Source organism: Streptomyces sp. NPDC015171 (genome assembly GCF_043079545.1).
Classification (GTDB): domain Bacteria; phylum Actinomycetota; class Actinomycetes; order Streptomycetales; family Streptomycetaceae; genus Streptomyces.
Window position 1 is genome coordinate 578,755 of record NZ_JBIBUO010000002.1, and the last position, 11,684, is coordinate 590,438.

Here is an 11,684-nt window from a genome sequence, read left to right on the forward strand (position 1 = left end):
GAGCACCACCGTGGCGAAATCTCGAGTGCTGGTCGTCAACAACAAGACGCTGTCGCTGCCTCAGCTCCGCGGCCGCTTCGAAACGCTGGGCTCGGACACCGACACCGTCGACGCGGCCTCCGTGCCGGCCCGGCTCGACGGCCGCTACCAGGCGATCGTCCTGAGCGGCACCAAGGTACGGGCGTACGACCAGGAGTACTACAAGCCGCTCGTCGACCTCGTCATGACCGCCGACGTCCCGGTCTTCGGGATCTGCGGCGGCATGCAGATCCTCGCGGTCGCCGCCGGCGGACAGCTGGCGGAGGGCCCGCAGCGGGTCGGCGGCTACGAGGTCCAGGTCGACACCGAGGAGCCGCTCTTCACCCATGTGAAGCCGACGGTCACGGTCTTCCACCGGCACACCCTCTATCTGCGCGAGGCCCCGGCGGGCTTCCGCTCCATCGGCCGCTCCGAGCACGCGCCGGTGGAGTTCCTGCGCTCCGACGACGGCCGGATCCACGGCTCGCAGGCGCATCTGGAGTTCCGCAGCGACGGCCTGGAGATCCTGCGCGGCTTCGCCCAGCTCTACCAGTGACGGCCCGTCGCGCCACGGCGCGACGCCGTCCGCTTCTTCGAACCGATGGATGAACAATGACGAACGGGAGTACTCGGCAATGAGTGATGTGGAGAGCACGCAGGATCCCGCGTTCACCGTGCACCTGAACGGCAGCGGGGGCGCCATCAAGGGCTGGGTGGTCATCGACACGCTCGTCGACGGCCTGGCCATGGGCGGCGTGCGGAGGACGGCCGGAGTGACCGAGGAGGAGGTGGCCGGCCTCGCCCGCGACATGACCCAGAAGTTCACCCTCGCGGGTCTGCGCATCGGCGGCGCCAAGGGCGGCATCGTCGCCGACGACGGCGACCGCGAACAGACCTTCCGCACCTTCGGACGCACCGTCAAGCCGCTGCTGCACGGCGGTATCCACCTCGGCATCGACATGGGCGTCACCCCGGCCGACCGGGCCGTCTTCTTCGACGAGGCCGGCTACGACCCGCGCTACCGGCTCGGCGCCCCGGACATGCCGATCGACTGGCGCACCTACTACGAGCCGCTGATCGACGTCACCGGGCACGGCGTCGGCGTCGCCGCGGTCACCGCCCTGGAGGCGAGCGGCCGGACCGAGCCCGCCCGGGTCGTGGTCCAGGGCTTCGGCGCGGTCGGCCGCGCGGTCGCCCGGTTCCTCGAGGACCGCGGGCACATCGTCGTGGGTGTCGCGGACGAGCTGGGCACCATCAGCGCCGACCGGCTGCCGGTGGCCGACCTCGTCGCGATCACCGACGAGTTCGGGCGGATCGACCGGGCCAGGCTGCCCCAGCACGTCACCGCCGCCGGCACGCCGGACGCCTGGCTCGACGTCGACGCCGACCTGCTGATCCTCGCGGCCCAGAAGCACGCCCTGAACGCCGAGAACGTGCACCGGCTGCGCGCCGGCCTGGTCGTCGAGGGCGCCAACCTCGCCTCCAGCGCCGAGGCGCGGGAGAAGGCGCGGGCGGCCGGCGCCACCCTGGTGCCGGGCGTCATCGCCAACATCGGCGGGGCGGGCGCCGCCGCCCTCGCCGTCACCCGGGTCGTGCCCTTCGACCTCGCGGCCGACGCCCGCAAGGCGTGGGTCTTCGACTGGATCGGCGACCGGGTGCGCACCAACACGCGTGCCCTGCTGGAGATCGCCGCGGCGCGTGCCGGCGACCCGCTGCCCGAACTGCTCACAGTACGACGTGGAGAACTGCGATGACGACCACTGTTCCACCGGCGCCGGTCTCGGCGCCGGGCGTTGACCGCGCGGCCGAGTACCGGTCGCGCGGCTGGTGGAGGGACGAGACGTTCCTCGACGACCTCCGCCGGCAGGCCCGGATACGGCCGCGCAAACTGGCCGTCGCCGGGCGCCGCCTCGACGAGGCCCGCACCGACACCCTGGACTACGCCGAACTCTCGCTGCTGACCGACCGGTTCGCCGGGGCACTGCTCGAACTGGACATCCGGCGCGGGGACGTCGTCGCGGTCCAGCTGCCCAACCGGTGGGAGATCGTGCCGCTGCTGTACGCCTGCATGGCCGTGGGCGCCGTCATCTGCCCGATCGCGCCGGAGTGCCACGGCGAGGAGCTGCGCCACCGCCTCGAACTCACCGGGGCCCGGGTGTGCGTCACCGTCCCCGACTGGCAGGACCACCGGCTCGCCGAGGACATCGTGGCGCTGCGCCCCGGACTGCCGCTGGAGCACGTGGTGGTGGTCGGCGGCCACGGCATCGAGGACACCCTCGACTTCCACGAGCACTTCGTGGCGGTGGCCTGGGAAGAAGAGCACATGGCCGACCTGGAGGGCCGCCAGCTCGGCCCCGACGAGCCGTTCGTGGTGCTCTTCACCTCCGGCACGACCGGCTTCTCCAAGGGCGTGGTGCACACCCAGAACACCGTCCACTCGGGCGTGCGCGGCTATGTGGACACCTTCCTGCTCCGCGACGACCTGGTGGCCGTCGTCACCACGCCGCTGGTGCACTACTCCGGCTTCGGCCAGGGCATCCTCGCCGGCGTGCTGCTCGGCGGGACGATCGCCTTCCAGGACGGCCGGAACTACACCAGCCTGCTGGACCTGGCGGAGCGCTACGGCGCCACCCTGCTGTACGGGCCGCCGCCCACGCTCTTCGGTGTCGCGGCGGCCCAGCGGGCCGACCGGCACGAGGTGCCCGCCCTGCGCTACACCGTCACGGGCGCGGCACCGGTGCTCCAGGAGCTGGTGGACGAGCTGCGCGACACCTTCGACACCGCCACCTACTCGGTGTGGGGCATGTCGGAGTTCGGGCCGATCACCATCAGCCGGCTCGACTACGACCAGGACTGGTCCGCGCACAGCCACGGCCGCCCCATCGATGCCATGGAGATCCGCATCGATCTGTGCGACAACCCCGACAAGCGCGCCCAGGTGGGCCGGCTGCGGGTGCGGGGCGCCTCGCAGGCGCTCGGCTACTACCGCAACCAGGACGCCTTCGACGCCGAACTGACCGCCGACGGGTGGTTCGACACCGGAGACGTGGCGCGCGAGGACGGCCGCGGCGGCATCCGCGTGCTGGGCCGGGCCAAGGACGCCATCCTGCGCGACGGGGTCGTCGTCCCGATGGCCGAGCTGGAGGCGGTCCTCTCCGCGCACCCGAAGATCGCGGAGGCCGTGCTGGTCGGACCGCACGGCCGCACGGACGACCCGGTCGTGGCCGTCGTCGTACCCCGCGCCGGCGCCCGGCCCACCCTCCGGGAGATCCGCGAGCACCTGCTCGAACGCGGCCAGGACCCGCGCTTCGTCCCGGAACGGCTGGAGATCGTCGAGGCCCTGCCCAAGACACTGACCGGCAAGGTCAAGAAGCTCGAACTGCGGCGCCGGCTGACCGGAGCCTGATCCGCCGGCCCGCCCCCTCCGCCCGCCACGGCCCCCCGGCCGTGGCGGGCGCGGTCGTACACGGCCGCCGGCGTACGGCACGACAGCGCGGCGGCACTGCAAGAAAGCAGTGCCGCCGCGCTGTCCGGACGGTGCCGCGGCCTACGCCGGTGCGGTCCCGGCGGAGGGGAGGCCGTAGCTGTCCGCGATCAGGGACAGCGACGTCAGGCGCTCCTCCAGGCCGTGCGCGTTGGTGGCGAGCATCAGCTCGTCGGCGGCCGTGCGCTTCTGGAGCGCGTCCAGCTGATCCCGTACGGCGTCCGGAGTGCCGTACACGGCGTGGTCGAGCCAGCCGCCGAGGATCTCGTGCTCGAACGCCGAGAAGACATGGGACCTGGCCTCCTCGGGGGTCGGCACCAGGGCGGGCCGTCCGCTGCGGAAGCGCGCCGTGGTGAGCGCGCCGGTGAGCGCCTGCTCCCGGGCCTTCTCCTCGGTCTCCGCCGCGAACGTGAAGACCCCCACGACGGCGTAGGGCTCGGGCAGCAGCGGGGACGGCCGGAACGATCCCCGGTACAGCTCCAGCGCGGGGATCGTGTTGTGGGCCGCGAAGTGGTGGGCGAACGCGAACGGCAGCCCGAGCCGGCCGGCCAGCTGGGCGCTGAAGCCGGACGAGCCGAGCAGCCACACCGCGGGCTGCCCGCCCGACGGCCCCTGCACCGGTCCCGGTACGGCGTGCACCCTGCGGTACGGATGCCCGTCGGGGAAGCCGTCCGTGAGGAAGCCGATGAGCTCGGCCACCTCGGCGGGGAAGGCGTCACCGGTCGCCGGCCCGCTGGTCCGCCGCAGGGCCCGTGCCGTCAGCTGGTCGGTGCCCGTGGCGCGGCCGAGGCCGAGGTCCACCCGGCCCGGCGCCATCGCCTCCAGCGTGTTGAACTGCTCCGCGATGACCAGCGGGGCGTGGTTGGGCAGCATGACACCCCCGGAACCCAGCCGGATCCGGGTCGTCTGCGCCGCGAGGTAGGCCAGGATCACCGCGGGGCTGCTGCTGGCGATGCCGGGCATCGAGTGGTGCTCGGCGACCCAGTAGCGGTGGAAGCCGCGGCTCTCGGCCAGGCGGGCGAGCCGCGCGGAGGTCCGCAGGGCTTCCCGCGTGGTGCGGCCCTCTCCCACCGCCACCAGATCGAGGACGGAGAGAGCGGCCGGGGCGCTGCCGTGCGCGGTGCCCGGCAGCGCCCCGTTCGCCTGGTTGACCATCGTCGTCTCCTTGACGGCCGGGGCTACTTCGGGGCCCTGGTCCCGTACCGGACCTGGTTGGCCAGGACGACACCGTGGCTGGAGACGTCGAGGACCATCCGGTCGCCGTTCTCGATCCGGAACCCGTCGTGGTAGGTGGCCTTGTCCGCCCCGAGGAAGAGGTAGTTGACCAGGCCCGGCCTGCGCAGATGCGGGTACGAGAAGATGTAGTCCGCCATGTCCGGGATCCGGTGGAAGAGGGAGTCGGCGCCGCACGAGAAGGGGCCCTGCCATGCCGGGCCGCCGTCCCGCTCGATGGTGACGGTGCCGGTCACCTTCTCCGGCGGCGCGTCGAGGAACAGCCAGGGCGCGATGGAGGTCTCGCACAGCTTGGCGTACGGGGTCCACGCCCACGGGTTCTCCAGGTGGAGCCCGATGTCGTTCAGGTCGTTGCCGAAGGTGTAGCCGGCGTAGTGCGGGACGCCCTCGTCGTCGTTGGCGTACACCAGGACGACCTCGGGCTCCTCCAGCAGCCAGATCGGCTCGGCCATGGTGGTCAGCGGCTCGTCCGGCATCCGCAGCCAGGAACCGAAGCCCTTGATGTAGTAGTTCGGCGGGGTGAACTTCTCGTCGGGCTCCGGGGCACGGTCGAACTTGGAGCGGTGGGTGCCCATGAACCCGTTGATCAGGGCGTTGTTGGAAGCGGTCGGCAGCAGCGGGGGGAGGAACGTCAGGCCGGGGTCGCCGAGGGCCACCTCGACCGGCTCGCTCCGCTCGGGCAGGGCGTCACGCAGTGCCTCGGGCCCCTCGCCCGCGACGAGGGCGGTGTGCAGCTGCCCGTCGGTCACCGGGTACAGGGTGAGGGTGCTGCCGGGCGCCGGAATGCCGTGGCCCGCGTACCGCCGGCCCTGGTACTCGCACTCGAAGATGATGGACATGGCTGTCTTGGGTCTCCTCAGCAGTTGGCGGTTGTAGCGGTCGGTGCGGGGCGGAAGGCGGTCACCCGCCGCGCCTCAACGGCTCGGGTCGGCGGCGCGTGCGCCGGGGAAGCCGTGCGCGCGGGCCGCGAGCACGATGGCGAGGACCGGGACCAGCAGAGCCAGCACGGTCCAGGGGAAGGCCTCGGCCCCGACGGCGTTCAGGAGGAGGCCGCCGGCGATGCCTCCGGCGGCCATCGCGACGTTCCACAGGGTCACCAGGATGGCCTGGGCGGCGTCGGCCGCCTCCCCGCCGGCCTGGCCCGCGGCGGTCTGCAGCAGGGTGGGTACCCCGCCCCAGCCGAGACCCCACAGGGCGGCGGCGATGTAGACCAGGGCGTCGTTGCCGGAGAAGGCGCCCATGACCGCGACGGCGGCGCCGACCAGCAGGGTGCTGGCGATGGTCAGGGTGCGCAGATGGCCGTGGATGCAGGTGCCGACGGCCCAGATGCTGACCAGGCAGGCCACACCGAAGACGAGCAGCGCCGCGTCCACCTGCTCGCCCATGCCGATGTGGTCGAGGAAGGAGGCGATGTAGGCGTACAGGAGGGTGTGGGCCAGGACGAAGACCAGGGTGACGACCAGCACCGCAGTGACGCCCGGCACCTGGAGGGTGCGGCGCAGCGGGATCTTGCCCGCGGCCTGCTGGCCGGGGTGGTCGGGCGCGACGGCCGCGATCCACACCAGCAGCACCACGGTCAGCGCGGTCATGGCGAGGAAGGCCGCCCGCCAGGAGGCCGCCTGACCCAGGAAGGTGCCGGCCGGGACCCCGAGGGACAGGGCGACGGGGATGCCGGCCATGGCGATGGCTATGGCCCGGCCCTCCTGGTGGGGGGCGACCATACGGCGGGCGTAGCCGGCCAGCAGGGCCCAGGCCAGCCCGGCGGCGACACCGGCGACGAACCGGGCGACCAGCGTCAGCGGGTAGTTCGCCGACACCGCGGTGACGGTGTTGGCGACGGCGAAGCCGGCCATGGCGGTCAGCAGCAGGCGCTTGCGGGGCCAGCTCGCGGTGGCCGCGGACAGCGGGATGGCCGTGAACACCGTGCCGAGCGCGTAGATGGTCACCGTCTGTCCGGTGGCCGACTCGCTGGTGTGCAGACTGGCGCTCATGTCGGGCAGCAGCCCGGCGGGCAGGGTCTCGGTGAGACTGGTGATGAACACCGCGACGGCCAGCGCGAGCAGCGCCGCCATCGGCAGCTTCTGGCCGGTGGTCGCCGGGGTGTCGGACGGGGCGAGCGAGGGGGCGGCGGTGCCGGTGGACGGCTCGGCGCTTGTCATGGTGGGATGCTGAACCTTCGATGTGAGGGTCGGGCCCGACGGGGACGACGGATCAGGACCGCGGGACGGGGACGCCGGTGAGATCGGTCAGCGCGGCGCCGATCTGCTCCAGGTTCTTGCGGATCCACGGCAGTTCGAGCGGGTCCCGCGCGGTGAGCGCGGCGGTGCGCTGCTCGTCCTCCTCGCCGTAGAGGCGGCTGGTGGCGGCGCGGATCCGCAAGGGGTCGCCGGGCTCGCCGAAGGCACCGGCCGGGAGCAGCCCGATGCCGTGGCGCTCGCTGAGGAAGCGGACCAGGTCCGTCCCGCCGTGCACGCCGTGGGCCCGCGCGAGGTGGTCGCGCAGCGGCCCGAAGTCCGGGTAGAGATAGCAGGTCGCGCGGACCGGCGCGAGGGCCGCGCCCGCGTCGGTGAACCGTTCGGCGACCGCACGCGCCACGATCGCGTGCAGCCGGACGGCCGCCGCGACGTACCCGGTGACCTCCGGCGGCTCGCCGAACGCGTAGGCCGCCGCGGCCTGCATCGGCGCCGGCGGAGTGGACCAGATCTGGCTGGCGACCGGGACGAGCCGGCCGTGCAGCGAGCGCCCGATGTCACTGTCGGGGAGCCTGGCCACGCCGGTGCGCCAGCCCCCGACGGCCAGGTTCTTGGTGAGCCCGGTGGTGACGACGGTGCGTTCCGGGGCGTGCAGCGCGGGGGACTCGGCCGGCACCGAAGGGTCGTGCACGAGGTCGCAGTAGATCTCGTCCGAGACGATGACGAGGTCGAGTTCCCGGGCGGCGGCGGCGAGGCGGCGCACCGTCCCGGGCGAGGCGACCGTACCGGTCGGGTTGTCCGGCAGCGTCACCACCACGCACCGGGGGTCCCGGCCGGCGGCGCGCGCGGCGGTGACGGCCGCGCGCAGCCGCTCCGGGTCGGGCACCCCGCCCTCGCCCGGTGCGATCGGCACCGGGACGGGAGCGGCCCCGACGAGCCGGGCCTGCGCGGCATAGCTGACCCAGCTGGGCACGGGCACGACCACGTCCCCGCCGATGGCGAGCAGCAGCGCGAACAGCAGCGGTTTGCTGCCCGGCCCGGCCACCACGAGCCCGGGATCGGTGCCGAGACCGCGCCGGCCCCAGTACCCGGCCGCCGCCGCACGCAGGGCGTGGCTGCCGGGCACGGGGCCGTAGGCGTTCTGGTCCGCGGCGGCGGCGAGCCGTTCGCGCAGCGCGGGAAGCACGGGCAGCCCGATCTCCCCGCCGGCCATGGAAAGGACCTGCTCCCCGGCGTCGCGTCTGCGGGCCAGGGCCTCGTCGGCGGCCAGGGTCGCCGACATGGAAGGGGGCGGGGCGTCGGACATGCCGGTCACTGCCCCCAGTCGCGCAGCTGGACCTCGACCATCGCCAGGGTCAGCTCGCCGTCCTTGATCTCCTCGACGCGCAGCGTGAGCATGCACTCCGGGCAGGCGAGGGTCTCGCCCTTGACGACCGGCGGGACCGTCAGATCGGTCTCGCACTCGGGGCAGGCGCCGGTGAGGGTGGCGCTGGACATGGCTCAACTCCGTTCAGGTGGTTCGGTGCCAGGGACGTGCCGGTGCCGCGTCGCGGGGGTTCGGACGGCCGGTGAAGTCGAGACGGCCGTGCGCGAGCACCGATCACCTACCTTCCTCCGAAAGGCAGGACGGATCAAAGGGCGGCCGGTCAATTCTCTGTAGCGGATTGTCAAGAAGTGTCAAGACCGGGGGGAGTTGCAAGAATGGCCTGCTGGAACGTCAAGTTGAGAGGATTTAAGGCCGTCCGTGCGGAGGGTGCCCACTAATGTGCGGCCATGGACATTTTTCCGCTGCCCCGCCTCGGTCTCGTCGTTCCTCCGGAAAACCCCATCGCGGAGCCGGAGTTCCACCGTCTGGTCGGCGCCGAGATGAATGTGTACACCTCCCGTTTCCCACTGACCCCGGGAATGGGGGTAAAGGAAACGATGCTGCGGTACAACGATGTGCTGCCGGACACTCTGGGCGCCTTCGGCCGTATGCGTGTCGATGCCGCCGTGGTGGCCTGCAACGCCTCGCACTACCTGCTGAACCCCGACGGTGACCGCGCCTTTGTGGCCGAGCTCTCGGAGCGCTTCGGTTATCCCGTGCAGTCGTCGACGCAGGCGATTCTCGCCGTGTGCGAGGCATTCGGCATATCCCGTCTGACCCTCGTCTCGCCCTACTGGCCCTGGCTCACGGAGACCTCCCGCTCCTTCTGGGAGGAGGCCGGGCTCACGGTGGACCGCGTCGTCCTCGCCCCCGCGGTGCCGGGCGCGGACGAGGACACCCATGACTTCGATCCGTACCGGGTCACGACCAGGACCCTCCTCACGCAGATCCGCGAGGCCGGCCTCCCCGACGACGGGACCCTGCTGTTCACCGGCACCGGCATGGGCACGCTGGCCGCCCTGGCCGAACTCGACCGCGAGTTCGGCCGGACCACCCTGCTGACGTCCAACCTCGCCTCGGCCTGGTGGGCCAGGCGTGCGGTGGGGGCCGTCGCCGCCGAGGCGCACCCCCTGCTGGAGCGGCTGGAGCGCAACCGGGCGCGCTGAGGCCCGCCCGACGCCGTCGACTCCCCGATCCGCACCCCACCTTCAAGGAGGCGCCCGCCGTGGCCGCCAACACCGAGATACAGACGTCCGAACCCCTCGTGGCCGTGGTGAGCGGCGGCGCGTCCGGCATCGGGGCCGCCGCGGCGGCCGCCCTCACCGCCCGGGGCGTGCTGGTCGCCGCCCTGGACCTGAACCCCGACGAGGTCGCCGCCCCCGCCGTGGGCATCGCCTGCGACGTCTCCGACGACACGTCCGTACGCGCCGCCGTCGACGAGGTCGCCGAGCGCTTCGGCCGGATCGACATCGTCGTCAACAACGCGGGCATCGCCGCCCAGGGCGGCGTCGCCGACAACGACGACGACGAGTGGCGGCGGGTGCTGGACGTGAACGTCGTCGGCATGGTGCGCCTGTCCCGTGCCGCACTTCCCCACCTGCGCAAATCGCCCGCCGCCGCGATCGTCAACACCTGCTCCGTGTTCGCCTCGATGGGGGTGCAGCGGCGCGTCCTGTACTCCACGTCCAAGGGCGCCGTCCGCTCCCTGACCCTGGCGATGGCCGCGGACCACGTCCGCGAGGGCATCCGGGTCAACGCCGTCGCCCCCGGCGCCGTCGACACCCCCTGGATCCAGCGGATGCTGGCGCAGGCCCCCGATCCGGAGACGGCGCGGGACGCGCTGAACGACCGGCACCCCCTCGGCCGGCTCGCGCGGCCCGAGGAGGTCGGCGAGGCCATCGCCTATCTGGCCACCGCGGCCTCCGCCGGCACCACGGGCACGATCCTCGCCGTCGACGGCGGCATCCACGACCTGCGCCTGGGCTAGACCGCCGCCCCGAACGGGAGGGCGCCCCGCGCGAGGGCGCCCGGTGTACGTGGGCCGGCGCGCGCGAGCAGGCATGTGCCACTGCCCGCGCGCGCCGAGACAGGGTTCCGGCCGGTCGGCCGGGAGCGGTGACGTGTCCGGGGCGCGGCCGACGGTCCGCCGGCCCGAGCCGGGTGGCTCCACGCGCACTCGGGCGGGAGGCGGAAGAGCCGGAGCCGGGGTGCGGGGCTCCGACGGCTCGGCCCCGGGCGGGCGGCGGGCTCCGCCGCCCGCCCGGGCAAGTCGTAAGGGACCAGCGCTACTTGGCCGGCTACTTGGCCGAGGCCGGGTGCGTGGTCGCCACGCACTCGAAGACGAGCGCGTCGTGCTGCTCGATGATCACGCGGACGCGGCCGTCGCCGAGCGGCTCGGCGGCGACCCAGGCCGGGGCGTCCATCTCCGCGTACCGGTGGAAGGCCGTGTCCAGGCCCGTGGTGAGGACCGGCGCGGGCCCGAGGAGGTGCTGGACCGCCTGGCGGGCCGCCTCCAGGAGCAGCATGCCGGGGGAGTGGTCGTTCGGGTGGTCGAAGATGATCGGGTGCAGGGTGTCCACCCGCAGCTGCCAGCGGCCGTCGTCGCCGCGGGGCGAGAGCACCACGTCGTGCGCCCGGTCCCGGCCGACGAGTTCCGGGCGCAGCGGCAGCGGCGGCACGACGGCGCCGGCCATCGCCTGCTCGGCGTCCGCGTAGGCCCCGCGCAGCCGGCGGTACAGCGCCCTGCTGTGCGAACTGAACATGGTCGAAGCGGTGGCGAGGGGGAGCCCGTCACGGGTGGCGGTCACCTCCATCCGCATCCCGCGCAGCACGCCGCCCCGCCGCTCGACGTCCGTGCAGCACACGCGCAGTTCCACCTCGGCAGGGGTGAGCCCGGTGCGCAGCGCCGCGGGGTCGAGCGAGACCCGCAGGTCACGCCATATCTGCTTGTGATCCATGGGGGCGCCGTAGACGGCGTGGGACAGCAGCGGCACCGTCTGCCGCAGCGTCTCGGCGAACAGCAGCGGGTCATGGAAGCCGTGGGCGGGACCGTAGAAGGAGTGCGCCCGCGGCCACTGGGCCGTGACCGTGCAGACGTCCGTGTCCGTCTGCCGCCATCCGGTGAGGAACACCTCGGCCACCGCCGCGCGGTGGACGTACTCCTTGGGGACGGTCGTCGTCCATGTGTCCAGACCCTCGGGTGCAATGGACGGCAGTGCCGACTGGAATTCCGGGACCATACTGTCGATGGTCGCAAACGTAGTCATGTGCCTCTCCCCCAAGGGCAGTTGAGAACGGAGTTCTGCCGGAACACAGACCCGGACCCGGAACGGGTCTGGACGGAGCGCGGATCGAGCGTTCACCGTGCGACTCGCGATACTGTACGGACTGG

The 11,684-nt window shown here is 72.9% G+C and carries 11 protein-coding genes; 5 read left to right on the forward strand and 6 right to left on the reverse strand.

All coding sequences use genetic code 11. From position 1 onward, the window contains the following. The first annotated feature begins 10 nt into the window (after nucleotides 1-10). From ACF073_RS07060 to ACF073_RS07070, 3 genes are all read left to right on the forward strand, one after another. Nucleotides 11-574 (forward strand): type 1 glutamine amidotransferase, encoded by a 564-nt coding sequence (locus ACF073_RS07060; protein ID WP_392067341.1) that lies wholly within the window; start codon nucleotides 11-13, stop codon nucleotides 572-574. A 79-nt stretch (nucleotides 575-653) separates the two neighbouring features. Continuing rightward, complete coding sequence (locus tag ACF073_RS07065) at nucleotides 654-1,772, forward strand: Glu/Leu/Phe/Val dehydrogenase dimerization domain-containing protein (RefSeq protein WP_392067343.1); 1,119 nt, start codon at nucleotides 654-656, stop codon at nucleotides 1,770-1,772. Then, entirely contained in the window at nucleotides 1,769-3,424 is a 1,656-nt protein-coding gene (locus ACF073_RS07070; RefSeq protein ID WP_392067345.1) for an AMP-binding protein, read from the forward strand. Before ACF073_RS07065 ends, ACF073_RS07070 begins: the two co-directional genes overlap by 4 nt. A gap of 141 nt (nucleotides 3,425-3,565) precedes the next feature. Here ACF073_RS07070 and ACF073_RS07075 read toward each other — a convergent pair whose 3' ends face one another. The 5 genes from ACF073_RS07075 to ACF073_RS07095 all read right to left on the reverse strand — a co-directional run bounded on the left by ACF073_RS07075 (nucleotide 3,566) and on the right by ACF073_RS07095 (nucleotide 8,424). Next, nucleotides 3,566-4,657 (reverse strand): LLM class flavin-dependent oxidoreductase, encoded by a 1,092-nt coding sequence (locus ACF073_RS07075; protein WP_392067346.1) that lies wholly within the window; start codon nucleotides 4,655-4,657, stop codon nucleotides 3,566-3,568. A 23-nt stretch (nucleotides 4,658-4,680) separates the two neighbouring features. Continuing rightward, nucleotides 4,681-5,574, reverse strand: a complete 894-nt coding sequence (locus ACF073_RS07080) for a fumarylacetoacetate (FAA) hydrolase (protein WP_392067347.1) — start codon at nucleotides 5,572-5,574, stop codon at nucleotides 4,681-4,683. Nucleotides 5,575-5,649: 75 nt separating this feature from the next. Then, on the reverse strand, nucleotides 5,650-6,894 hold the full coding sequence (locus tag ACF073_RS07085) for an MFS transporter (RefSeq protein WP_392067348.1): 1,245 nt from the start codon (nucleotides 6,892-6,894) through the stop codon (nucleotides 5,650-5,652). Nucleotides 6,895-6,946: 52 nt separating this feature from the next. Next, complete coding sequence (locus ACF073_RS07090) at nucleotides 6,947-8,233, reverse strand: aminotransferase class I/II-fold pyridoxal phosphate-dependent enzyme (protein ID WP_392067350.1); 1,287 nt, start codon at nucleotides 8,231-8,233, stop codon at nucleotides 6,947-6,949. A 5-nt stretch (nucleotides 8,234-8,238) separates the two neighbouring features. Further along, entirely contained in the window at nucleotides 8,239-8,424 is a 186-nt protein-coding gene (locus tag ACF073_RS07095; protein ID WP_392067352.1) for a lysine biosynthesis protein LysW, read from the reverse strand. A 276-nt stretch (nucleotides 8,425-8,700) separates the two neighbouring features. On the opposite strand from ACF073_RS07095, the gene ACF073_RS07100 reads away from it, so the two are divergent. Continuing rightward, nucleotides 8,701-9,459: an arylmalonate decarboxylase gene (locus ACF073_RS07100; RefSeq protein WP_392067353.1), complete on the forward strand. Its 759-nt coding sequence runs from the start codon at nucleotides 8,701-8,703 to the stop codon at nucleotides 9,457-9,459. Between the two features lie 59 nt (nucleotides 9,460-9,518). Continuing rightward, nucleotides 9,519-10,280, forward strand: a complete 762-nt coding sequence (locus ACF073_RS07105) for an SDR family NAD(P)-dependent oxidoreductase (RefSeq protein WP_392067355.1) — start codon at nucleotides 9,519-9,521, stop codon at nucleotides 10,278-10,280. A 310-nt stretch (nucleotides 10,281-10,590) separates the two neighbouring features. On the opposite strand, the gene ACF073_RS07110 is transcribed toward ACF073_RS07105, so the two are convergent. Next, the gene (locus ACF073_RS07110; protein ID WP_392067357.1) at nucleotides 10,591-11,559 is read right to left on the reverse strand and encodes a ScbA/BarX family gamma-butyrolactone biosynthesis protein; all 969 of its coding nucleotides are present in this window, start codon (nucleotides 11,557-11,559) and stop codon (nucleotides 10,591-10,593) included. Nucleotides 11,560-11,684: the final 125 nt, after the last annotated feature.